The organism is Microbulbifer mixtoriginis (SeqCode), assembly GCF_052467945.1.
On the sequence record NZ_CP174328.1, the window covers coordinates 514407 to 536789 of the forward strand.

Consider the following 22383-nt stretch of genomic DNA (forward strand, 5'->3'; position numbering starts at 1 on the left):
CCTTATTAATCTACGATTATCTAGCAAAAATCAAAAGATAAATATTTAGTATAAATATAACATTTAAAGTAGCTTGTTTAGACCATCACTTGTGATATGGTATATATTCGTGAGGCTTATTAGGTGTAACTAGTATCTCAGCTATCTCTTCTAATACAGAGTCAAATTCATCAGCATTCTTTTTTCCAGCTTCTTTTAGGTTGTTTAAGTTTTCTGGGGTGGCACTGTCCATTTCTTTTTCTGCGTCGAACAGCAGAGGTTCAATTCTATAATATTGTCTACCTTTTACGGTAGAGGCGATTTTTTCCAGATGATAGTCAGTCATTTGTGAGTTACCATTAAGTGCAATGTCAACTACAGGTCTTGACCATCCCAAAATCCCGTAATCTTTTACCTCTTGATAATAGTATTCTCTAAGTTTTTTACCTGTTCCGAGAGAAACAATTACCATATCTTCAATCCCTCCCACCCCACTAAACTTTATTGCTTCGGAGTAAGCACATAAGGCTGGATCGTTGGCGACCATACCGCCATCCACTAGGACATATTTTGTCTTAAATGGTAGTTGTGGGCGGATACGTGCTGCTTCAAAATATGTTGGTGCAGCGGAACTTCCACGCAGTAGATCTCTTACCAGGAAATCCTCACTTCCCGTTTTTGCGCAATGTTGCCTGAAAATTATTTGTTTGCGACTTTTAATGTCATAGGAAACAAAACAAGTTGGCTTTAATAGCTCGCTCAGTTTTATTTTTTTGAAGTAATATTTCAGAACTCTCTCTAGTTCATGTGCGGAGTATTTTTCATCTTGAAATACCCGCAATAGTTTAAATTTTTGCAAGGGTCTGACTTCAAATATATCATCTCCCTCTTCAAAATAGATATTGGCTACTTCTCGAGCTGAAAATTTAGGTTTTCCTTTCTTGTTAGGACAGATATATGCAGCACCGAGTATGGCACCTGTACTTGTGCCGGCAATGAGATCAAAATAGTCGCCGATCCTGGCATCTGGATTTTTTGATTCTTTTTTTAGTTTTTCCTCAAGAGATACCAGTATCTCGCCAGGCAGTATTCCCCTGATACCCCCTCCATCGATAGATAGGATTCTCATAGTCATTATCGACTCTCCTCTACCCTGACACTTGAGGTTATCTTTAAAAACATAGCACTTGATTGATCGGTTGTTGTTTTGAAGGGTCAAGCTTTTTATGAGTTCTTATAATTAGTATAAATATCAATATGTTATGAATATTTGTGAGTTAAATAAGTAGTTGTCAAAATGGAAAAATATACAAGCACCCAGACCTTGGGTTGATTATTGGATAGATAGAAAGGTTTAAGTAAGTACAAAATTGACTGATAGGTTCTTTTAAAACTCTCATTGTAAGTCAATTAGGTTTTATGGCTTACTAGCTCGAAAAGCCTGAGCTTTTTAAATTGGGGGAGAACATCTACATATCTGGTCGATTCCATCGATTTTATTCTATCAATGTCTAGGGTGTTGTCATGACGCTGGTAAATAGTAGTTATACTGACTTGTGCATTTGAGAAATCTTTAATAACCAGAAGTGCAGCGGTATATCCTGAGGTTAAACTGTAGAGAGGCTGTCACCCTAAGTCATTAAGTAGGGTCTTATAGGTATTTGAATCACTACTGCTGGTAAAAGTGTATAGAGAAGTATCAGCGTTCGCATTAAATTTTCAAGTTAGTACTAAGCTCCTTGCTGATGTTTGGCTATGGAGCTTGTGCTGTCGTCCTATAGATGCATATTAGCCTATAAAAGAGCCGTATACTTAGATAGATAGTTGTTAAAGTAAAAGCTTGTTATCAATTGGAATAAATTTACTTGCCGCGTTGAATAATGTGGCAGCTGTCAACTCTGGTACGCCATATACTTCAACCTTTTTGTCTCTATCTAATCTGAGCTTATGCACAAGAATATCAAAGTCACCATCACCTGAAACTAAAACTATAGTGTCTACTAAGCTTGAATATTCCATCGCATCTATCGTTATCCCCACATCCCAATCACCTTTGGCGGAACCATCGGACCGTTGTGTGAAGGGTTTTAGTTTCACCTCAAAACCGATAGATCTTAAGATATTTTGAAATTGATACTGTTTTCTATCGCCGCGATCGATGGCGTAGGCCACGGCTTTTACGACTTTCCTTCCATTAGTTGCTTCAGACCAAAACTTATTATAATCAAAGTTTCGTTTATGGATTTGCCTGCATGTGTAATAAACATTCTGCACGTCAACAAGAATGGCAACCTTTTCCATTTTATAATCCAATGATGTTAAAAGCCTGATACTAAAAATAGCGATATTAAGTTTTATTACTTAAGTGGGTACTTTATGTTGCTCGCCTTTCAATTTCAAGTGACAATTGTTAGCCAATGCTAAATTTTGAATGTTCTGGATTATAAAAACAGGCTATTAAAAATGACAGCATGTATTGGCAAAGTGATGGTATATAAATTCAATGCTGTGCAAACTGAACGATTGGAATGCCTTCTACCATTAGTGAATAATTTTGCTGATTGACCAATTTGGCGCTATCTACTCAACGATATAAACCAAGATAAGCTAGTGAGCGCTTAAATCGCTTATTCAGGTCGTATTTCAGAAAATCTGTTTCTCTTAATAAGTAGAGTGGCGTTGAATGGAGTTCAGTCTCCCTTGACTACTTGCAATTGGTGCAGGGCTACCTTTCTGAACGACCAATTTTTAGTAATGTTATTTAGCGGTTTTTCGTCGTTTTGACAGATCCCAGTATATTCCGTAACTCATTTAGACCTCAAAAATCTCCAAGCCCCCACTTTGTGATAACAGATTGATTTTTAGCCTATTCAGGGCTCATTAAGGGTGTTGAGTCCATTGTGGGTTGACAAAGCAGGAGCACCATATCTTATACTGTATGTATGTACAGTAATTTGGTAAGGGTGGTCATGGGAACTAGAAGCATCATTTTCGACGGAGAGCCTGTCCGGATTTGCCGGTATCGTTCGGATTATGACAACCGAGCAATGTATGCTATCTGTATGCTGAATTATACGAAGTATGTGCGCAGCTTTTCAGTGTCTGTTGGTGTAAATCTGCGCAAGGAGTTGGATCTGACATTGACGCAGATGCGGGAAGTCGAGCGCAGTATGGATTGGCTGGCAGCCCCTGCATAAGGATGTAAGGGCTTAAGCAGTTTTATCGAAAAGGAGATAGATCATGGGAAGAAAGATCAATCGATTCGCAATTTTTGCCGAACGAATTCATTTGATGAATGGCGGTGCAAAAAGTTTTAGGGATTCTGCACCCACAGAAGAAGCCGCCATGGATCTGGCAGAAGAAATTGCTAAGTCTGAAAAAGCGGTGTTTTATTCTTGGCTGCAAATTCTCGATATTATGACTGGTAACTATACCGAGTATTCAATCAAGACCGGTGGGGTGTTGGAGGAAAGAGAGTGTCCGGATAGTAAAAACTGAACAGCTAATGAATGATAGCCTCTGGTTTCAGTCAGGTTCGATAAAAGTAAAGAAGACATCATAGAAGGGGGCCTTGACCGTTGCGAGAGTGGCCAGGAAACCCCCTTTCCTGAGAGGTTGTTTTACTGTCAAAAGGCTATTAGCTATGTTGTTTTGCACTGTTCCAATTTTAATTTTAGCTGTCACTAAAGTCGATATTTTCACTTAGGTGACAGCTCACTTGCTATTTAAATTGATTATTTTCGGTCAGATAGGGGTTGAGCCTATGACCGAAATATTAATTTTATGTTTCTTTTCTTCGTTTAGACCTGTGGTTTTCTCTCAGTCAAAAAAATAATGATTTATTTGTAGTCGTTGACAAGCTGTCCATTTGATGACTCCTTGAATTGAGGGTGATCGTCATCAATTTCGTAAAAATCAGATTTTTCGCCAGTGAAAATATGCCCCATAGTTTTCAACCCGGTTGGGCCATCTAGTGAGCCCGCAATAATTCCAGTGGCATCGAGATTAAATGGTTCCCAGAATAGGCTTGAGCCACATTGCTGGCAGAAGCCTCTGCGGGCCACTTCTGATGTTTTATACCACGCCAGCCCGTTATCTTTTGTTATCTTAATATTGACTTTGCGAGCTTTGGTATGAGGGCCGAAACTTCCATGTAGTTTTTGACACATACTACAATGACAGTTAACTACGTTGCGTAGTGGCCCTTTAACCTTATACCGCACAGCTCCACATAAGCAACCTCCGGAAGTAATTGAATTCTCACTATTCATATATTGAGCCTGTAGATGTAAAAGTTGACTTAAAATAAGAATCTAAATTAAGTATACTTTTTTATTGTCGATAAGATGATTTGTTTGAATTGTAAATGCTGATCACACAACGTGATGTAAACATAAATATTGGTAGCTTGGCTAGTTATTTATTCGTCCTATGTCGATATAAATTGCGAGGTGGTAGAGATTTTTTAATTTGATTGTTTGCCTTTTTTATTGACGTTACCGCTGCATTAAGCAGGCAATGGCGGATAAGCCATTTATTCTCACGGTGTTATTGCACGGAGTAAGACTCCCAGTGCTCGACCGTAAAGATTAAATTCGGCAGCAAAGCGACTCAGTGCGGTAAAAGGTGAATGCTAACGCAGACTGGAGCCGGGGAATCCATGGGGATATTCTCGAGAATTCATTGCGCCGTATTATAGAAGCTGCCGAAATACAGACAAGCTGTGACAGCGAACACCGCCAAGTCCATGAGCATTCCGTGGAGGAAGTGGCCGGCGTAAAAATAATTGAATTTCTTGGAGCTTTACGTTTCTTATCTGCTGGTGGCCTGAACTTGTCAGCCCTAGACAATCTAAATATTACAAGCGGCAGTGATATTAATATTTCAGTGGGGCGCGACTTAAAAGAACAGATGGGAAATATTCGCGAATCAGTGGCCAAGGTCCGCCAAACCATCAAAGTAAAAGACGGCGGAAAGGTTTGGTTAGGTGGTGAATCTTTAAACATGCTGAAGGTATTAGAAGATTTAATCGGCGTAATGTCGGCCCTGGCTGGCACGCTCGCTACACATACGCACCCCAGTAATGGCAAAAAACCAGACCAGGAGGCGGCAATTAATGGGCACAAGGGGAGTTCGGATAGTTTGGAGTCTCAACTTAATCCAATAAGGGCCTAAATTGTTTTTACAAAAAAAAGAACAGTGATTTTGGAGGGGGTGCCCCCCTCCCAGGTAAAAGTCGGCAATTGAATATGCAGGTGAGGACTTTTTAAGTATTATTTGAGTGGAGGATCTTACTAATATGATGCACAAGAGTTAGTATCTAGTGCATTAAGATCGATTTTCTGGATTTTTTTGCTGGTTTATTCGGCTTCAACAGTAATTCGTAGTGTTCCAGAGAAAGGCGCAGATGATTGATTCGGCTCCCACTCGGTAACAGGAATACTAATAAAAAAAGTAGCGTTATCATTTGCGCAGTTAGATGCTTGAAGAGTGTTGTTGGTAATAGGTACTCCGGCATTAGCTTGTTGAGGAATTACGCCATCGTTCTGGTAGACCACGCTATAAGTAATTGAGGTTCCGTCAGATCCTATCAGGCTATATGTAGGATCAGTTCCATCATTCTGAAAGGTTATGCCGTAAGTTGAAAACCCATTTCCGGCAACACAAAATCTGTCATCGCCTGTTGCGCTATTTCCTGGCATTGGGTTTGAAATAGTAATAGGGTCAACATTATCTATTGAGATGATTGTATCAAATTGTAGGGTTATCAAACTGGTTGCACTATCTGTAGCTTGGGATAGCGCAGGTGTAGTGTGGCCAAGTACTAGCCCTGCAGCAAGTAAGGGTGCTAGAAAATTTTTTGTAACAATTTTCATAATTAAGTCCTTTTAGGTTAGATTGCACGATACCTGTGAAATATAGCGTCAAAGCTACAAGAGGGTGGTTGGGTTTTGTCTTGGCATTTTAGTCATAAATTTACCTTGTAAACTTACCGGACGGGTATCAAGTTTATTTAGAGATAAAATTACTATTTTTTGAGACAAGTTTATTATTCTGGGTTGGCGATTTGGCAGTTAAATTTCTTTTTTAAACTTTTTGGTAATTCTTTTGAGCTTGCAGGTTTTTTGCCCCTTTCTTCCGGTAGTGGTTTTGATTTTTCGGTGTGGGATATTTTAGGTCTAACAATTGAAAGTAATTTCAACCGTTCAGAAGGCCGTACCTGGAGGATGAAATAGGGAATATTCTCAAATCATCACAAAGACCCACCAAACTATCAAAGTAAAAGAAGGTGGCAAGTTTTTGTTAGGCAGTAAATTTTTAAATGTGCTGAAAGTGCTAGAGGATTTAATCGGCGTAGTGTCGGCCCTGGCCGGAACACTCGCCGCACACGCGCGCCTCAGTAATGGCATAAACCAGATCAGGATGCGGCAATTAATGGGCACAAGAGCAGTGCGGATAGTTTGAAATCTCAGCTTAGTGCGGTGCGGGCTTAAGCTGGTTATACACTTAAAAGGAGAGAAGTTATGAAAAATAGAGTAAACAGGTACGCCATTTTTTCTGAGAGAGTCCATCTTATGAATGGCGGACCTAAGAGCTTTAGAGACTCTGCGCCTACTGAAGAGGCGGCAATGAAGCTGGCGGAAGAAGTTGTGAAGTCTAAGAAAGCAGAGTTTTATTTATGCCCGCAAATGCTTGATTTTGTGGTCGGGGTTTACAATGAATTTTCAGTAAAAAGGGCCGGCAGTTAGATGAAATGAGAATAGGTATAGTCAGTCATAAGCTATAGTTATTTTTGTGCCCCCTACTGTTAGTTAGGGGTACATTGGTTACTGTGCTATATCGACCATATTGTTGTTGCCAATTTGAGATACAAGTACTGATTGACCGTTACCATTTTGGGTGGCTAGTAGTGCATTAGCATCGCCACTTTGAAAAGCTTGAAATGAACTGCCGATACCCATTGCGGATATATTTGCAATGTTAGACGTACCCAGCTGTACAGTGAAGGCTTTGTGGTTAGAGCCGGTTTGATTGTGAATTGCTATATTCCCATCTCCGTCCTGCCAGAGGCTGCTTTCATTATGATCAGTGGTTTGAAAAACATTAAAAGTATTACCGCTACCACTCTGATGTGAATAAGATCGGTTTGAGTCGCCATTCAGTTGGGTGTGCATGGCGTTGTTGGAATCACCGAGTTGATGTATTTCAACTACACTATTTTCTGTTAGATGTTGGGCTGCATTTAAAGAGTGATTTTGGCCGAATTGACTGACAACAATTATGTCGTTGACGCTAATAAATTGATCCAACATTCCACTATGGCTTACTCCGGTTTGAAGGACTAATGCACTACTATTGTTCGTGAATGATTGTTTTGTTTCTATGTTTTGCTTATTCAAGACTTGTTGAATCGTGACAGAGGAGTTTATTGAGTTGTCCTGATGCGATACTGCGGTATTCATCTCGCCGCTCTGGCTATGAATAATGGTTCCTGACTCGCTCTTTGTTGATTGTTTGGTGTGGCTAGAGTTGTTGTTACCAAGCTGAAATATCTCAATGGTATTATTTGTGGCTGTTGGATTATTTTGATCGGCAGTTGCTGAGTTATTAGCCCCTGCCTGAATAACTGTTAAGGTATTGTTGCTGGCGGTAACATCATTATTGGAAATCGCTAAAATAATACAAGTAGTGATGTAGCCTATTTTTTTCATCATTAGTTTCCTTATGAATCTACTGGTGATTAATGTAGATTTTTTGCCTCAATAGAATTTCTTGAATGATAGTGAGCTTCACTAGCTTTATTGTTAAATACTGGTCGACAATATGGCTAAGATCTTTGTGTGAAGGTGCTGAATGGTTACAAGTGTTGGCTGGTTTCTTGCATTTTTCACTAAGAATCAAGCACTAATTTATTAGGAAATAAGTTTTTGACTCTATTTTTATTCTGGCACTTCATGTGCCAGAAAGGTAGTAACTTTAATTCTTCAGTTGATCTTGGCTTATAAAATTGAAAAGCTAGTGGTTAGCGTTAATCTACTGGTTAAATTCACCGCGCTCTTGCATAGATTTCACTTCCTTTCATTGCCTCCTGGCAGCCAGATGAAGCTGCCAAGTAGACTCAAACTTTCAAAAAACCCTTAAAAACTTGCATCATCAGTTCCCTCCGACTTTTTGTGATCAATAATTGCGCAGCAAAAATGACTGCGGGTCACTCCTCCCCACGCGTGCCGATTTTGGGCGTTCTTTTGGTTGATGAAATGAGATTGGCGGCCAGGGCTTGAGCTGGTGCGGGGTTTGGGGTCGGTGGGGGTTTCACACTTTGAAGAGTTGCGAAGAGAAGTGAAAGGATATTGCACAGCCGGAAGGCTTACGGGATAGCAAAGTGTCAACGTGATTTTGCGTTGACACTTTGTTGACACTTTGGCGCTGAAACCAACAAATGAATCTTTTACAAAGTTGCCTGCGCAGAATTAAAAAACCCGCGAAAGCTAGAGCTGACGCGGGTTTGAGAGATGGTACCAGAGGCCGGACTCGAACCGGCACGCTTTTAAGGGCGGGGGATTTTGAATCCCCTGTGTCTACCAATTTCACCACTCTGGCAGAATTTGCACGCATAATATCAGGCTTAAGAGCTATGTCAAGAAAAAATTAAGCTTATCTGGCCTGTGAATTATTGGTTGATTATGAGCTTCTTCATTTTACAAGGGGGAAAGAGAGTAGTCCCAAGAGATAGCTACTCTCTTCGATCATATGTATGTTATTGGGCCAGCCGTAAGAAATGATAAGTTAGAAGATCGTTTAGCTTTTTACTGCCTGTCGTAGAGAGATGGTCGTCGTCAAAATAATAGGAGGCGCTTAAACTTCCTACAGGGCAATGAGTTTCACTACAGAAAGCTGTTGTTGGATTTAGAATGTGAACCTTGCTGTATTTGTTTGATTCTTTGGCAAGTATTTCGTTTGTTTTTCTCTGGAAGTTTTCATGTGTAATTTTTTTAATGGAATTTATAGCGAGTAATTCTTTTGATATTCCTTCTGTGAGAATGGATTTCATATAAATCTTTTCTGGGAAATCTTTTTGCATTGGAACCTGCAGCATTATTAAAATGTTGGTTTTTTCATTGTTAAGGCGCTTTAGGGTGGAGGATATTCCATGACGAAAAGCTCTAACTGATTCAGTTCTATTTTTTATGCCTGTAGGTTTTAGAGATAAATATTGGGGGCTTTTTCCAGAATATAAGCCTTCTGTGTAGTAGGTCCATCTTGCGGCTAAAAGTACAATGTCATAGTTTTCTTTAGTGATGTGATCTATTATTTTTTCATTTAATAGATGGCAATTCCTCTCATCTTGATCCTTGCGGATTGGATAAATTCCAGCCAGTGGGGGGCAGCCCATAAAGCTTGCATATGTTACAGATAAGTTATTTTGTTGTGCCACTTGTTCAATAGATGGAAGGGCAGAAAATAAGTGGGAGTCGCCAAATGCAAATACTTTTTTATCGCCTTTTCCTAAAGTACAAAATTCTTGATGGTCTTCATGAAGGTATTTCTTGTTGAAGCATTCGTATTGCTTTCTTGTTACGGTATCTAGGACTTTTTCAGGGATGTTTTTAAAGTCCTTATTCGGTGAAAACTTGTATACAATTGTTCCTAAAATTGTAGTAGTTAACACCATGTAAAGCGGGTAGTGCCTCAAGATGGATGTGGAGGGTTTAATGTTGGACTTTCTTTTTTCGATAGTGTTATAGCTAATATATCCAAGTATTATTGAGCAGACTAAGCCAATGTAAATAAATTTCTGGTCGAGAGAGAAATAAGAAATAGCTACAGCTAATGGCCAGTGCCATAAATATATTGAATAAGACCAGGTTCCAATTTTCTGTAGCGCGAAGTTATTTGTGATAACGCTAGAGTCTCGGTTCGCCTGAATTATTAGGTATGTACCAATAGTGGGGAGAGCTGTTAAGAGCCCTGGCCATGCTGCTTCATCGGAGATGAAGAAGCATGATGCGATAATTGTTGTTAATCCCGCGCCCTCTATAATTCTTTTTGTGTTTTCTGTTTTTATTTGTAGTGGGTAGAGGTAGGCTAGTCCACCAAGCATCATTTCCCAGGCCCTTGTGGGGAGGAGGTAGAAGGAGGCTACGGGCGCGATATTTGTTGCTATTATTGAAGCTCCAAAACCCATAATGGTGCTTGCTAATATAATTGCCTTAAGAGTGTTTTGCGATGTGAGTTTCCTTATGGTCAGCAAGGCTATTGGGTATAGTAAATAAAATTGCCATTCTACTGATAACGACCAAGTGTGTAGAAGCCACTTCTCGTGAGAGGCTGTATCAAAATAGCCGGACTCCCGCCAATAAATAATATTAGAAAAGAAGCCTGCGCTACCTATTGAGTGTTTTCCTAGGTTTTCATAGTCAGTTGGTGTTAGTAGAACCCAGCAGATGATAAGTAATATTATGCAAAGGGTAAATAAAGGAGGAATAATCCTGTTGGCACGTGCGGCATAGAATATTATTAGGGAAAAGTCGCCCCTTTCCAATCCATTATAAATTATTCTTGTCATTAAGAACCCTGAAATGACAAAGAATATATCCACACCTATAAACCCGCCTGGAAGCCATGACGATTTAAAATGGAAAAATAAAACTGCAATTATTGCAATGGCTCGAAGGCCATTAATATCGGCTCGAAATGGCAAAGTTCTCTACTCAAGCTGAAAAAATGTGAAGGAGTATTTTCCATATACCTAGAGGAAAGGCTAGTGCGTATAGGTGGGTTTTTAGCTCGGATGTCTTGCATACCGTTTACGGCAAATGTTTTGAATCTAGCAAGTTTTTTACGAATTGATGATTGCTTATCTTATTTAGGCGGTAGTGTCAATAGGTGTAAAGGCTGGCATGGCTGACAATTTTTTTGCTTCAAAGTTAACAGCTCCTAAAATTTCCTATAACCTTCGCGACCTCTCCATAGTTTCTAGATTTCCAGGATTCCATGCAGCGTCAGGACTTTGACTTTCATCTGCCCGATGAGCTGATCGCCCGCGCGCCTACTGAAGAGCGCCGCGGCAGCCGTCTTTTGTGTCTGGATGGGCCCAGTGGGGCCATTGTACATCGGCAGTTCCCAGATATTCTCGATCAGGTCCAAGCTGGTGACCTGATAGTCTTTAACGATACCCGGGTGATCCCGGCGCGTTTGTTCGCGCAGAAGGAGACTGGCGGTAAGTTGGAAATCCTGGTGGAGCGGGTGCTCAATGAGACGGATATCTGGGCCCATGTGCGCTCTAGTAAGTCGCCCAAGCCCGGTTCCACCATCGTCCTTGAAGACGGCACCCGTATAGAGGTGACCGGCCGCAAGGATGCACTGTTTGAATTGTCCTTCCCCAAAGAAGAGGGTGTGCTGGCGATTCTGGATCGCCTCGGCCATATGCCGCTGCCTCCTTATATTGATCGTGAAGACGATGCCAGTGATCGCGAGCGCTACCAAACCGTATACGGCCGCAATGCCGGTGCAGTGGCGGCGCCGACGGCGGGGCTGCACTTTGATGATGAAATGATCGGTGCGCTGCGGGATAAAGGTGTCGAGGTTGTCTTCGTTACCCTGCATGTGGGTGCCGGTACCTTCCAGCCGGTGCGCGTGGACAATATTTACGAGCACCAGATGCACAGCGAAGTGCTGGATGTCTCCCAGGAAGTGGTGGATGCGGTAACCGCTTGCCGCGCGCGCAATGGCAGCGTGATTGCGGTGGGTACCACCAGCGTGCGCGCGCTGGAAAGTGCGGCGCGCAGTGGCCAGTTACAGGCCACCGTGGGAGAGACAGATATCTTTATTTATCCCGGTTATGAATTCCAGGTTGTGGATAAGTTGGTCACCAACTTCCATCTACCAGAATCCACCTTATTGATGCTGGTGAGCGCCTTTGCCGGGTACCAGCATACGATGGCCGCCTATAAGGCCGCAGTTGAGGAGCGTTACCGCTTCTTTAGTTACGGCGATGCCATGTTTATTACCCGCGATCCCAATGCCAAAAAAGAAGAAGTCGCACCAGCGAAAGGAGATACCCAGTGAGCCGCGAATGTTTTATGCAGTTTGAAGTGGATACCACTGATGGCAAGGCCCGTCGCGGCCGCTTGCGCTTCCCTCGCGGTGTGGTGGAAACCCCGGCGTTTATGCCGGTGGGCACTTACGGCACCGTGAAAGGCATGTTGCCGAGGGATATCGAAGGGATCGGTGCACAGATTATTCTGGGCAACACCTTCCACCTGATGCTGCGCCCAGGTACTGAAGTGGTTAAAGCCCACGGCGATCTGCACGATTTCACCCAGTGGTCCGGCCCGATCCTTACCGACTCCGGCGGTTTCCAGGTGTTTAGTCTGGGTGAGCTGCGCAAGATTACGGAAGAGGGGGTTTCTTTCCGCTCGCCTATCGATGGCAGTCCGGTATTTCTGGACCCGGAAGAATCCATGCGCGTTCAGCGGGACCTGGGTTCCGATATCGTCATGATCTTCGATGAGTGTACGCCTTATCCGGCCACCACTGACGAAGCGCGCAAATCTATGGAGTTGTCCCTGCGTTGGGCGGAGCGCTCCAAGAAGGCTCACGGCGATAGCCCGTCGGCGCTGTTCGGTATTGTGCAGGGCGGTATGTACCCGGAGTTGCGCGATGTGTCCCTGCGCGGCCTCACCGAGATTGGTTTCGATGGCTATGCCATTGGCGGCCTGTCTGTGGGTGAGCCGAAAGAGGAGATGATCAAGGTATTGGATCACCTGGCACACAAGATGCCGGAAGATAAACCGCGCTACCTGATGGGTGTGGGTAAGCCGGAAGATATTGTCGAAGCTGTTCGCCGCGGTGTGGATATGTTCGACTGCGTCATGCCCACCCGTAATGCGCGTAACGGCCACCTGTTTACCTTCGAGGGTGTGGTGAAAATCCGCAATGCCAAACACCGTCACGATACGGGCCCCTTGGAGGAAGAGTGCGATTGCTATACCTGCGAGAATTTCTCCCGCGCTTACCTGCATCACCTGGATCGCTGTGGTGAAATTCTCGGTGCGCAGCTGAATACGATTCACAATCTGCGTCACTACCAGCGCCTGATGCAAAAGCTGCGCGATGCTATTGCCGCCAATGCGCTGGAGGCTTATGTCGCGGAGTTCTACCGAGGTCTGGGCCGCGAGGTTCCAGCGCTGCAGGCTTGATAGCGCCGCACTTTTATCCTATCTGGGGCACAGTCGATCGCACGATTGTGCCCCTGTCATTTGTCCGTTCATTCGATCCCCGTATAATCGCTCCCACTTTTGTCGGCGGCTGTGCACCTTGCAATCTGTGTACTGCGCCCACATATCGTGGCAGATTGCCAAGATTTACCGGCCCTCGGGGTCACACTAGAACAATGAGAACAGCATGAATCGCTACCCGATCTGGAAGTACTTTCTGATTCTCGCGGTTGTGGCCTTCGGCCTGATCTACGCCGCGCCCAACCTCTACAAGCCGGACCCTGCGGTGCAGATTTCCGGGCAGTCCAGTGCCATGGAGATGGATGAAAATGTCCTCACCAAGGCGCGCAAAGCTCTGGATGACGCGGGTATTGCCCACTTCGGTGGCGAGGTGGGTGATAAGGCGATTTTGATTCGCCTCGAATCCATCGATCAGCAGCTGCCTGCCAAGCGCGCGATTCAGGAGGCGCTGGGGCACAGCGATTACGTGGTTGCTCTAAACCTGGCGTCTACTACCCCCCAGTGGCTCAGTGATATCGGCGCCAGCCCCATGAAGCTGGGCCTCGACCTGGCCGGTGGTGTGCACTTCCTGATGGAGGTGGATACCAACACCATCGTAAAAACCAATATGGAAGGCTATGTGCAGGATGTGAAAACCAAACTGCGCGCGGCCAAGGCCCGTTACCGTAGCGTTAACCTGATCGACGATCGCGAGATTGTGGCGCGTTTCCGCAACGAGGAGCTGCGCAGCCTGGCCCTTTCCACCATGCGTAAGGAATTCCCGCAGTTGCAACTGCGCGAGACCGGCAGTGGCGAGAACCTGGAAATCCGGGCCACCTTGTCTGAGCAAGAGATCAAACAGCTTGAGGATTATGCGGTTTCCCAGAACCTCACCACCCTGCGCAACCGGGTGAATGAGCTGGGTGTGGCCGAGCCGATCGTACAGCGCCAGGGGCGCAACCGTATTGTGGTGGAGCTGCCCGGTGTTCAAGACACCGCCGAAGCCAAGCGGATTATCGGTAAGACCGCCAACCTGGAATACCGTATGGAGGCCCGCCCCGATGAGCTGGTCACCAACAAGGAGTACTTCGAATACCGCAGCGAGCGCCAACAGCAGATGTACGGCGGCGCCTGGCTGGAGCGCAAGATCATCATCAAGGGTGACAGCGTAACCAATGCGCGTGTCGGCTACGATGAGAGCGGTCTTCCCCAGGTGAATATCACCCTGGATTCCCGTGGTGGTGAGCTGATGCACCGCGCCACCTGGAAGAATGTCGGCCGCCGTATGGGCACCCTGTTTATCGAGACCCGTTTTACCCCGCAGACCAAAATGGATGCCGAGGGCAATGAGATTGTCGAGCAGGTTAGAACCGAAGATAAAAAGATTATCAGCCTGGCCACCGTGCAGAGCGCTCTGGGCAAACAGTTCCGTGTAACCGGACTGGACAGCCCGGCAGAAGCCCAGGAACTGGCCCTGCTGCTGCGCGCCGGTGCGCTGGCCGCTCCCATGTACTTTGTGGAAGAGCGTGTGATCGGCCCGTCCTTGGGTGCGGATAACATCAAGGTGGGTGTGCAATCGGTACAGATCGGTCTGCTCGCAGTCATTATTTGTATGCTGATCTCCTACCGGGTATTTGGCCTCGCCGCCAATATTGCCCTGGCGGTCAATATGATTCTGCTGGTGGCGGTGATGTCGATTCTCGGCGCCACCCTGACGCTACCCGGTATCGCCGGTATCGTATTGACTGTGGGTATGGCGGTGGATGCCAACGTGCTGATCTTCTCGCGAATACGGGAGGAGCTCAGGAATGGGATGCCTCCCCAAACAGCGATTAGTGCCGGTTTCGATAACGCCTACAGCACCATTGTGGATGCGAATATCACTACCCTGATTGTGGCGGTGATCCTCTACGCTATCGGCTCCGGCCCTGTACAGGGCTTCGCGGTGACCCTGTCTATCGGTATTCTCACCTCTATGTTTAGTGCCATTATGGGCACGCGCGCAATCATCAACTTGTTCTACGGCGGTCGCCGTGTACAGAAACTCTGGATTTAAGGAGGCTGGCCATGAGTGAGACCAAAGTGGAAAGCGGAAAGATTACCGAGTACATGGGCAAGCGCGTGTACGACTTTATGCGCTGGCGCAAGTTTGCCACCGTACTATCCGTTGTGCTGGTGCTGGCTTCGATCGGAATACTGGCGGCCAAGGGCCTGAAGTTCGGTCTGGATTTTACCGGCGGTACCCAGGTAGAAGTGGGTTACGAAGTTACTCCGTTTATTAACGACGTGCGCACTCAGTTGGAAGATGCCGGCTTCGAGGGCGCCACGGTTGTTAACTACGGTTCCGATAACGAGCTGATGATCAAGTTGCCCCCAGAGGTAGCCGAAGAAGAGACTCGTATTAGCGCCACCGATCAGGAGACCACCACGCCTATTGGCGACAAGGTGGTAGAGGTTCTACGTGCCGGTAGTGAGGGCACCGTTACCCTGCGCAGGGTCGAATTGGTCGGCCCGCAAGTGGGTGCCGAGCTGCGTGACGACGGCGGCCTGGGTATGCTGGTAGCGCTGGCACTGGTGATGATGTACGTGGCTTTGCGCTTCCAGTACAAGTTCTCGGTTGGCGCGGTAGCGGCACTGGGGCACGACGTCATTATTGTGCTGGGCTTCTTTGCTCTGATGGGGTTGGACTTCGATCTGACCGTGTTGGCGGCGGTGCTGGCGGTGATCGGTTACTCGTTGAACGATACTATCGTGGTATCTGACCGTATCCGCGAGAATTTCCGTAAAGTGCGCAAGGCAGAGTCGGAGGAGATTATTAACATCTCCATCAGTCAGACCCTGGGCCGTACCTTTATGACCTCTTTCACCACCTTGTTAGTGCTTTGGGCACTGCAGTTCTTTGGTGGTGAGCTGATCCACAACTTCTCCCTGGCGTTGATCGTCGGTGTGGTTGTGGGTACTTACTCGTCTGTTTACGTCGCAGCGAACGTGCTGATGGCATTGAAGATCAGCAAAGAGGATCTGATGCCGCCGGTGAAGGAAGGCGCAGAGCTGGAAGAAATGCCCTAATCAGGAAGAGCTTCCAAATAAAAAAGGCCGCTGTTTAGCGGCCTTTTTTTGTCCCGATTATTCAGTTACTGATAAGTAAGCACTGCAATCGGGGTTTTCACTGTGGGGTGATTTGCCTAGCTAGTGGCAATCAGTTAGCTGCGAGGTTTTTTGCCCAGAGTGATATGTTTGGGGCCGGAAGTGTTGGTCTGGCCGCTGACACCCTTGGGGACCTGCTCGATCTCGCCACCCTTCTCCAAAAAGGCTTGCACTTGCGCCTCAATACTCTCGCTGGTCTCTAAGGGGGCGGTCTGCTTACGACTGGAAGAGGAGGATGCTTTTTTGGCCACGGTGACTGTCCGGTGTTTTGGGTTGGCCAGTCATCATACAGCAAATTGGATAAAAAAGCATCCAACTGCCTAAGTGGCACTCATAGTGCACAGTTTGCCGCCATATACAGAGGTTGTACTGTCACTAAAGGGCGCTTTGTGGGAGAGGGCCAGTTGCACTGGCCCGAACGAGGATTACTCGGTCTCCTGCTCCAGGAGTTCGGTATTGGCCACTGGCCAGCCACCTAGTTCCCGCCATTTGTTGACGATACCGCAGAACAGGGTTGCGGTTTTTTCCGCGTCGTATTCGGCGGAGTGGGCGCAGCTATTGTCGAACTCAATGCCGGCTACCTGGCAGGCTTTGGCCAACACGGTTTGGCCGTAGGCGAGTCCGGCGAGGGTAGCGGTGTCAAAGCAGGAGAAGGGGTGGAAGGGATTGCGCTTGATCCCGGTCCGTTCAACCGCGGCATTCACAAAGCCCAGGTCGAAGTGGGCGTTGTGGGCAACCATAATGGCACGGGTGCAGCTGTGTTTCTTCACGGCACTGCGGATCTTGCGGAACATTTCCGGCAGGGCGATTTCCTCGGGCCAGGCCTCGCGCTCGGGGGATTCCAGATCGATGCCGATAAAGTCGAGCGCTGATTGCTCCACATTGGCGCCATCGAATGGTTCCAGGTGAAAGCTGTGGGTTTCCAGCGGGAAAAGTTTCCCCTCTTCATCCATATCCAGGATTACCGCCGAAATTTCCAGCAGGGCATCGGTGCGCGCATTAAAGCCGCCGGTTTCCAGATCGATCACAACCGGCAGGAAGCCGCGAAATCGCTGGGCAAGGGAGCTCTTTGGTCCTGTGGGTTCTTCGGCCGGGGTCACTTTGGGTCCTTGTAAATCTCAGTTGTGCCGGGATAAATCCGGCGTAGGGGATTCGCGGGCTTGGGCCCGCGAGGGTTTGAACTGGAATTATACGAGCTTCCAGTTCAGGGTTTCACCGGCGGCCAGGGGGATCAGCTTTTCGCCGCCCATATCCAACGCTTCGGGAAGTGCCCAGGGCTGCTTCACCAGAGTGATGGTGTCCTGATTGCGCGGCAGGCCGTAGAAATCCGGCCCGAAATTGCTGGCGAAGCCCTCGAGCTTATCCAGCTTGCCGGCGCGCTCAAAGGCTTCGGCGTACAGCTCGATAGCGGAGTAAGCGGTGTAGCAACCGGCACAGCCGCACTCGTGCTCCTTCTTGTGGTGCGCGTGGGGGGCCGAGTCGGTGCCGAGGAAAAATTTCGGGCTGCCACTGGTGGCGGCTTCAATCAGTGCCGACTGATGATCGCCGCGTTTGAGAATTGGCAGGCAGTAGAAGTGCGGGCGAATACCGCCAACCAGCATATGGTTGCGGTTGTACAGCAGGTGGTGCGCGGTAATTGTCGCGGCGACGCCTTCGCGGGCATTTTGCACAAACTCAGCGGCATTGGCGGTAGTGATGTGCTCAAAAACCACTTTCAGAGTGGGGAAATCTTCTACCAGGCGCGCTAGGGTCTTCTCGATAAATACCTGCTCGCGGTCGAAAATATCGATATCGCTGGTGGTGACCTCACCGTGTACCAACAGCTTCATGCCGCAGGACTGCATTTCTTCCAAAGCCGGGTAAATATTGGCGATGTCAGTTACGCCGGAATCGGAGTTGGTGGTGGCACCAGCCGGGTAGAGTTTTGCTGCGATTACGCCGCTGGCGTGGGCCTGGCGAATCACTTCGGCATCGGTCTTGTCGGTGAGGTAAATCACCATCAGCGGTTCAAAAGTTCGGCCGGCTGGGATATGCGCGAGAATGCGCTCGCGATATGCGTCTGCGCCTTCACCGGTGGTGACGGGCGGTACCAGGTTTGGCATCACAATTGCGCGGTGAAATTGTCGGGCGGCATCGCCAACGGTGCGTTCCAGGGCAGTGCCGTCACGCAGGTGAATATGCCAGTCGTCGGGGGCGCGAAGAGTGATTTGCTCCGTCATGGTACTCCAGGATATCAATTGCTGTAGAAGTGTCTCTGTGCGGCGCGCATGCTACCCGATGCAGGGTCAAAATGCGATGCGCGGTCCGGTTAAAAGTTAATCAATTGTATAGACTCTCACCTTGGCGCTAGTCGATTGCGAGCAGAGGCGCTACAATCGCGCCCCGATAAAGTGTGTGGGTATTAATTGTGCCCATAAATACCGAGCCTGGGCATACCTCCAAGAATAACCTCCCCCAGAACGAAACAAACTTCACAGATAGGTGATTCCAATCGCCGCACTTTGATCGTGGCGGCAAAAATCCAGCAGCAGAGGACAGCAATGAGCAAAATCGAGAAGGTAGTACTGGCATATTCCGGCGGACTGGATACTTCAGTGATTGTGCGATGGCTGCAGGATACTTACGGCTGTGAAGTAGTGACGTTCACTGCGGATATTGGCCAGGGTGAGGAAGTTGAACCGGCGCGGGCCAAGGCCGAGGCGCTCGGTGTGAAAGAGATTTATATCGACGATCTGCGCGAGGAATATGTGCGGGACTTCGTTTTCCCGATGTTCCGTGCCAATGCGATTTACGAGGGCGAGTATCTGCTGGGCACCTCTATCGCGCGTCCGCTGATCGCCAAGCGCTTGATTGAAATTGCCAACGAAACTGGTGCCGATGCTATTTCCCATGGTGCCACCGGTAAAGGCAACGACCAGGTGCGCTTTGAGCTGGGTGCCTACGCACTGAAGCCGGGTATTCAGGTAATCGCGCCCTGGCGCGAATGGGACTTAAATTCCCGCGAAAAGCTGATGCAGTACTGCGAACAGCACAAGATTCCAGTGGATTTCTCTTCTACGAAGAAAAAATCCCCTTACTCGATGGATGCCAACCTGCTGCACATTTCCTACGAGGGCGGCATCCTCGAAGATCCCTGGGCGGAAGCCGAGGAAGATATGTGGCGCTGGAGTGTGAGCCCGGAGGCCGCACCAGAAGAGCCGACTTACATCACCATCGGCTTTGAGAAAGGTGATCCAGTCTCAATCGACGGTGAGCGTTTGAGCCCGGCCACCCTGTTGGAAAAACTGAACAAGTTGGGTGGAGCTAACGGTATCGGTCGTCTGGATATCGTGGAAAACCGCTACGTGGGAATGAAATCCCGCGGTTGTTACGAAACTCCCGGTGGAACAATTTTGATGAAGGCGCACCGTGCTATCGAGTCTATTACGCTGGATCGCGAAGTGGCTCATATGAAAGATTCCTTGATGCCGCGCTACGCGGATCTTGTGTACAACGGTTACTGGTGGTCGCCTGAGCGCCGTATGTTGCAGGCCGCTATCGATGAATCCCAGGAAGTGGTGAATGGTGAAGTACGCCTGAAACTCTACAAGGGTAGTGTCAGTGCAGTAGGCCGCCGCTCTGTAGATAGCCTCTTCGATGAGCGTATCGCAACCTTCGAGGATGATGCTGGAGCCTACAACCAAAAAGATGCAGAGGGCTTTATCAAGCTCAATGCCCTGCGCCTGCGCATCGCCGCCGGTAAAGGAAGAAAATTGATTTAGTCGGCTTAGTTGATTTAGATCAGTCAAGGCTGGAAATGGATGCGCTTAAATCCTTTTCTGGCCAACAGTGACAGTTATGTGTATGCCTTCGACGTTATAAGCGGGTTCATACATGACTGCTGCAGACCCAGTGGTGGGCCAGGCCCGCTCAGTGGAACCGAATTTTAAAAGCAACGGAAGTAAAAACATGACGACAACGGTGGCAAAGACCGGCCCTGTGCCGGACTATGACTACAATATCGTGCGCCAGTTCACCATCATGTCCGTGGTCTGGGGCATCTTTGGTATGGGCATGGGCGTATTGATCGCGGCTCAGCTGGCCTGGCCCGAGCTGAACGATTTCTGGCAGCCCTTCTCGCACTTTGGGCGATTGAGGCCACTGCACACGAATGCGGTTATCTTCGCATTCGGTGGTAGTGTTCTGTTTGCCACCTCCTACTATGTGGTGCAGCGCACCTGCCAGGTTCGCCTTTGGGGCGGCTGGCTGATTCCCTTCACCTTCTGGGGATGGCAGGTCGTTATCGTGGCAGCGGCTATTACCCTGCCGATGGGCTTCACCTCCACCAAGGAATACGCTGAGCTGGAATGGCCGATCGATATCCTGATCGCCGTAGTTTGGGTGGCTTACGCACTGGTGTTCTTCGGCACCATCATGAAGCGCAAGACTTCCCACATCTACGTTGCCAACTGGTTCTTCGGTGCTTACATCATCACCATTGCCGTACTCCATATTATTAATAATTTGGAAATTCCGGTTGCTCCGTTCAAGTCTTACTCCATCTACTCCGGTACCAAGGATGCGATGATCCAGTGGTGGTACGGCCACAACGCGGTAGGCTTCTTCCTGACTGCAGCCTTCCTCGGCATCATGTACTACTTCGTACCTAAGCAAGCTGGTCGTCCGGTTTACTCCTACCAGTTGTCTATCGTGCACTTCTGGGCACTGATTTCCCTGTACGTTTGGGCCGGTGGTCACCACCTGCACTACTCAGCGCTGCCCGACTGGGCGCAGAGCCTGGCGATGGTAATGTCCCTGATCCTGTTGGCGCCTTCCTGGGGCGGTATGATCAACGGCATCATGACCCTGTCTGGCGCTTGGCATAAGCTGCGCACCGATCCTACCCTGCGCTTCCTGGTGGTATCCCTGTCCTTCTACGGTATGTCCACCTTCGAAGGCCCCATGATGTCTATCAAGACGGTGAACGCTCTGTCTCACAACACCGACTGGACTATCGGTCACGTACACTCCGGCGCATTGGGCTGGGTTGCGATGATCTCTATCGGTGCTCTGTACCACCTGGTTCCGGTTCTGTGGAAGCGTCGCGAAATGTACAGCACCAAGCTGATCAACGCGCACTTCTGGTTGGCCACTGTAGGTACGGTTCTGTACATCGCTGCGATGTGGGTAAACGGTATTACCCAAGGTCTGATGTGGCGCGCCTTCAACGCCGACGGCACCCTGACTTACAGCTTCGTGGAAAGTGTTGTTGCGAGCCACCCAGGCTATGTGGTGCGCTGGTTGGGCGGTGCCATGTTCCTGGTAGGTATGCTGCTGATGGCTTACAACGTCTACCGCACGATTACTGAGAAAGTAAATGATGCCGAAGCCGATAACACCGTTCGCGCAGTGCCTGCGGCATAGGAGTTTAGATCGTGAAGAATCATGACATCGTAGAAAAAAATATCGGCTGGATGATCTTTTTCACCATTATCGCCATCAGCTTTGGTGCTCTGGTAGAGATTGTCCCGCAGTTCTTTACCAAGGCGAACTACACTCCGCTGCCGGGTCAGAAGCCGCTGACCGCAATAGAGCTGGAAGGCCGCGATATCTATATTCGCGAAGGCTGTCACGTATGCCACACCCAGATGGTGCGCCCGCTGCGCGCCGAGGTGGAGCGTTACGGCCACTATTCCATGGCACAGGAATCCGTGTACGAGCATCCCTTCCTGTGGGGCTCCAAGCGTACTGGTCCTGACCTGGCCCGTGTGGGCGGCCGCTATTCCGATGAATGGCAGCGTGCTCACCTGTACAACCCGCGCAGTGTAGTGCCTGAATCCATCATGCCGGCCTACCCCTGGTTGTTCGACAATGTGGTTACTGGTAATTACACCGCGCGTAAGATGGAAGCGCTGCGCCTGGTCGGTGTGCCCTACACCGATGAGGATATCGCCAATGCCGCCGAGCCTTTCAAAGGTGGCAAGGTGAAAGAAATTGATGCGCTGGTCGCTTACTTGCAACAGCTGGGTACCCTGGTTACCCAAAAACGCTAATAGCG

21 protein-coding genes and 1 tRNA gene are annotated in these 22383 nt (G+C 48.0%); 12 read left to right on the forward strand and 10 right to left on the reverse strand.

Annotated elements, in window-relative coordinates; all coding sequences use genetic code 11:
* Positions 1–85: 85 nt before the first annotated feature.
* On the reverse strand, positions 86–1114 hold the full coding sequence (locus ACJJIJ_RS02130) for a patatin-like phospholipase family protein (protein ID WP_444938529.1): 1029 nt from the start codon (positions 1112–1114) through the stop codon (positions 86–88).
* 692 nt (positions 1115–1806) lie between these two features.
* Positions 1807–2280 (reverse strand): LabA-like NYN domain-containing protein, encoded by a 474-nt coding sequence (locus tag ACJJIJ_RS02135; RefSeq protein ID WP_444898857.1) that lies wholly within the window; start codon positions 2278–2280, stop codon positions 1807–1809.
* A gap of 668 nt (positions 2281–2948) precedes the next feature.
* On the opposite strand from ACJJIJ_RS02135, the gene ACJJIJ_RS02140 reads away from it, so the two are divergent.
* Both ACJJIJ_RS02140 and ACJJIJ_RS02145 read left to right on the forward strand, forming a co-directional pair.
* The gene (locus tag ACJJIJ_RS02140; protein ID WP_152452121.1) at positions 2949–3176 is read left to right on the forward strand and encodes a hypothetical protein; all 228 of its coding nucleotides are present in this window, start codon (positions 2949–2951) and stop codon (positions 3174–3176) included.
* Positions 3177–3219: 43 nt separating this feature from the next.
* A complete protein-coding gene (locus tag ACJJIJ_RS02145) occupies positions 3220–3477 on the forward strand; it encodes a hypothetical protein (RefSeq protein ID WP_444885786.1) in 258 nt (85 codons plus the stop codon).
* Between the two features lie 341 nt (positions 3478–3818).
* Here the strand turns inward: ACJJIJ_RS02145 and ACJJIJ_RS02150 are convergent, their stop codons facing one another.
* A complete protein-coding gene (locus tag ACJJIJ_RS02150; RefSeq protein WP_444938530.1) occupies positions 3819–4250 on the reverse strand; it encodes a GFA family protein in 432 nt (143 codons plus the stop codon).
* 487 nt (positions 4251–4737) lie between these two features.
* Between ACJJIJ_RS02150 and ACJJIJ_RS02155 the strand changes: the two genes are divergently transcribed.
* On the forward strand, positions 4738–5154 hold the full coding sequence (locus ACJJIJ_RS02155; RefSeq protein WP_444938531.1) for a hypothetical protein: 417 nt from the start codon (positions 4738–4740) through the stop codon (positions 5152–5154).
* 185 nt (positions 5155–5339) lie between these two features.
* Here the strand turns inward: ACJJIJ_RS02155 and ACJJIJ_RS02160 are convergent, their stop codons facing one another.
* Positions 5340–5855: a hypothetical protein gene (locus tag ACJJIJ_RS02160; RefSeq protein ID WP_444938532.1), complete on the reverse strand. Its 516-nt coding sequence runs from the start codon at positions 5853–5855 to the stop codon at positions 5340–5342.
* 159 nt (positions 5856–6014) lie between these two features.
* On the opposite strand from ACJJIJ_RS02160, the gene ACJJIJ_RS02165 reads away from it, so the two are divergent.
* Both ACJJIJ_RS02165 and ACJJIJ_RS02170 read left to right on the forward strand, forming a co-directional pair.
* Entirely contained in the window at positions 6015–6215 is a 201-nt protein-coding gene (locus tag ACJJIJ_RS02165) for a hypothetical protein (protein WP_444938533.1), read from the forward strand.
* A 288-nt stretch (positions 6216–6503) separates the two neighbouring features.
* A complete protein-coding gene (locus ACJJIJ_RS02170; RefSeq protein ID WP_444938534.1) occupies positions 6504–6728 on the forward strand; it encodes a hypothetical protein in 225 nt (74 codons plus the stop codon).
* A gap of 78 nt (positions 6729–6806) precedes the next feature.
* Here the strand turns inward: ACJJIJ_RS02170 and ACJJIJ_RS02175 are convergent, their stop codons facing one another.
* The 3 genes from ACJJIJ_RS02175 to ACJJIJ_RS02185 form a co-directional block, all read right to left on the reverse strand.
* On the reverse strand, positions 6807–7694 hold the full coding sequence (locus tag ACJJIJ_RS02175; protein WP_444938535.1) for a hypothetical protein: 888 nt from the start codon (positions 7692–7694) through the stop codon (positions 6807–6809).
* A gap of 799 nt (positions 7695–8493) precedes the next feature.
* Positions 8494–8580 (reverse strand) — tRNA-Leu (locus ACJJIJ_RS02180).
* Between the two features lie 157 nt (positions 8581–8737).
* The gene (locus ACJJIJ_RS02185) at positions 8738–10681 is read right to left on the reverse strand and encodes an acyltransferase family protein (RefSeq protein WP_444938536.1); all 1944 of its coding nucleotides are present in this window, start codon (positions 10679–10681) and stop codon (positions 8738–8740) included.
* Positions 10682–10974: 293 nt separating this feature from the next.
* On the opposite strand from ACJJIJ_RS02185, the gene queA reads away from it, so the two are divergent.
* The 4 genes from queA to secF all read left to right on the forward strand — a co-directional run bounded on the left by queA (position 10975) and on the right by secF (position 16268).
* Positions 10975–12048: a tRNA preQ1(34) S-adenosylmethionine ribosyltransferase-isomerase QueA gene (queA, locus tag ACJJIJ_RS02190; protein WP_444938537.1), complete on the forward strand. Its 1074-nt coding sequence runs from the start codon at positions 10975–10977 to the stop codon at positions 12046–12048.
* Between the two features lie 14 nt (positions 12049–12062).
* Positions 12063–13181, forward strand: coding sequence for a tRNA guanosine(34) transglycosylase Tgt (tgt, locus tag ACJJIJ_RS02195; RefSeq protein ID WP_444939555.1), 1119 nt, complete (start codon positions 12063–12065; stop codon positions 13179–13181).
* Between the two features lie 205 nt (positions 13182–13386).
* Positions 13387–15255 carry a protein translocase subunit SecD gene (secD, locus tag ACJJIJ_RS02200; RefSeq protein ID WP_444938538.1) on the forward strand — a complete coding sequence of 623 codons (1869 nt, stop codon included), beginning with the start codon at positions 13387–13389 and terminating at the stop codon, positions 15253–15255.
* 11 nt (positions 15256–15266) lie between these two features.
* On the forward strand, positions 15267–16268 hold the full coding sequence (secF, locus tag ACJJIJ_RS02205; protein WP_252084940.1) for a protein translocase subunit SecF: 1002 nt from the start codon (positions 15267–15269) through the stop codon (positions 16266–16268).
* A gap of 134 nt (positions 16269–16402) precedes the next feature.
* On the opposite strand, the gene ACJJIJ_RS02210 is transcribed toward secF, so the two are convergent.
* The 3 genes from ACJJIJ_RS02210 to pyrC form a co-directional block, all read right to left on the reverse strand.
* On the reverse strand, positions 16403–16597 hold the full coding sequence (locus tag ACJJIJ_RS02210) for a PFL_1563 family small protein (protein ID WP_252084941.1): 195 nt from the start codon (positions 16595–16597) through the stop codon (positions 16403–16405).
* A 174-nt stretch (positions 16598–16771) separates the two neighbouring features.
* Positions 16772–17446 carry a ribonuclease T gene (gene rnt, locus ACJJIJ_RS02215; protein ID WP_252084942.1) on the reverse strand — a complete coding sequence of 225 codons (675 nt, stop codon included), beginning with the start codon at positions 17444–17446 and terminating at the stop codon, positions 16772–16774.
* Between the two features lie 87 nt (positions 17447–17533).
* Positions 17534–18565 carry a dihydroorotase gene (pyrC, locus tag ACJJIJ_RS02220; protein WP_444938539.1) on the reverse strand — a complete coding sequence of 344 codons (1032 nt, stop codon included), beginning with the start codon at positions 18563–18565 and terminating at the stop codon, positions 17534–17536.
* 321 nt (positions 18566–18886) lie between these two features.
* Here pyrC and ACJJIJ_RS02225 point away from each other — a divergent pair, with 321 nt between their 5' ends.
* The 3 genes from ACJJIJ_RS02225 (at position 18887) to ccoO (ending at position 22378) form a co-directional block, all read left to right on the forward strand.
* Complete coding sequence (locus ACJJIJ_RS02225; RefSeq protein ID WP_252084944.1) at positions 18887–20107, forward strand: argininosuccinate synthase; 1221 nt, start codon at positions 18887–18889, stop codon at positions 20105–20107.
* A 187-nt stretch (positions 20108–20294) separates the two neighbouring features.
* Positions 20295–21749 (forward strand): cytochrome-c oxidase, cbb3-type subunit I, encoded by a 1455-nt coding sequence (gene ccoN, locus ACJJIJ_RS02230; protein WP_252085974.1) that lies wholly within the window; start codon positions 20295–20297, stop codon positions 21747–21749.
* Between the two features lie 11 nt (positions 21750–21760).
* Positions 21761–22378: a cytochrome-c oxidase, cbb3-type subunit II gene (gene ccoO / locus ACJJIJ_RS02235; RefSeq protein WP_252084945.1), complete on the forward strand. Its 618-nt coding sequence runs from the start codon at positions 21761–21763 to the stop codon at positions 22376–22378.
* Positions 22379–22383 lie beyond the last annotated feature (5 nt).

Bases quoted from the DNA above. Each gene is read 5' to 3' on its own strand.
- ACJJIJ_RS02170 (WP_444938534.1), top strand. From the start codon at position 6,504: ATGAAAAATAGAGTAAACAGGTACGCCATTTTTTCTGAGAGAGTCCAT.
- secD (WP_444938538.1), top strand. From the start codon at position 13,387: ATGAATCGCTACCCGATCTGGAAGTACTTTCTGATTCTCGCGGTTGTG.
- tgt (WP_444939555.1), top strand. From the start codon at position 12,063: ATGCAGTTTGAAGTGGATACCACTGATGGCAAGGCCCGTCGCGGCCGC.
- ACJJIJ_RS02160 (WP_444938532.1), bottom strand. From the start codon at position 5,855: ATGAAAATTGTTACAAAAAATTTTCTAGCACCCTTACTTGCTGCAGGG.
- ACJJIJ_RS02140 (WP_152452121.1), top strand. From the start codon at position 2,949: ATGGGAACTAGAAGCATCATTTTCGACGGAGAGCCTGTCCGGATTTGC.
- queA (WP_444938537.1), top strand. From the start codon at position 10,975: ATGCAGCGTCAGGACTTTGACTTTCATCTGCCCGATGAGCTGATCGCC.
- ACJJIJ_RS02135 (WP_444898857.1), bottom strand. From the start codon at position 2,280: ATGGAAAAGGTTGCCATTCTTGTTGACGTGCAGAATGTTTATTACACA.
- ACJJIJ_RS02145 (WP_444885786.1), top strand. From the start codon at position 3,220: ATGGGAAGAAAGATCAATCGATTCGCAATTTTTGCCGAACGAATTCAT.
- ACJJIJ_RS02150 (WP_444938530.1), bottom strand. From the start codon at position 4,250: ATGAATAGTGAGAATTCAATTACTTCCGGAGGTTGCTTATGTGGAGCT.
- ACJJIJ_RS02225 (WP_252084944.1), top strand. From the start codon at position 18,887: ATGAGCAAAATCGAGAAGGTAGTACTGGCATATTCCGGCGGACTGGAT.
- secF (WP_252084940.1), top strand. From the start codon at position 15,267: ATGAGTGAGACCAAAGTGGAAAGCGGAAAGATTACCGAGTACATGGGC.
- pyrC (WP_444938539.1), bottom strand. From the start codon at position 18,565: ATGACGGAGCAAATCACTCTTCGCGCCCCCGACGACTGGCATATTCAC.
- ACJJIJ_RS02130 (WP_444938529.1), bottom strand. From the start codon at position 1,114: ATGACTATGAGAATCCTATCTATCGATGGAGGGGGTATCAGGGGAATA.
- ACJJIJ_RS02175 (WP_444938535.1), bottom strand. From the start codon at position 7,694: ATGATGAAAAAAATAGGCTACATCACTACTTGTATTATTTTAGCGATT.
- ccoN (WP_252085974.1), top strand. From the start codon at position 20,295: ATGACGACAACGGTGGCAAAGACCGGCCCTGTGCCGGACTATGACTAC.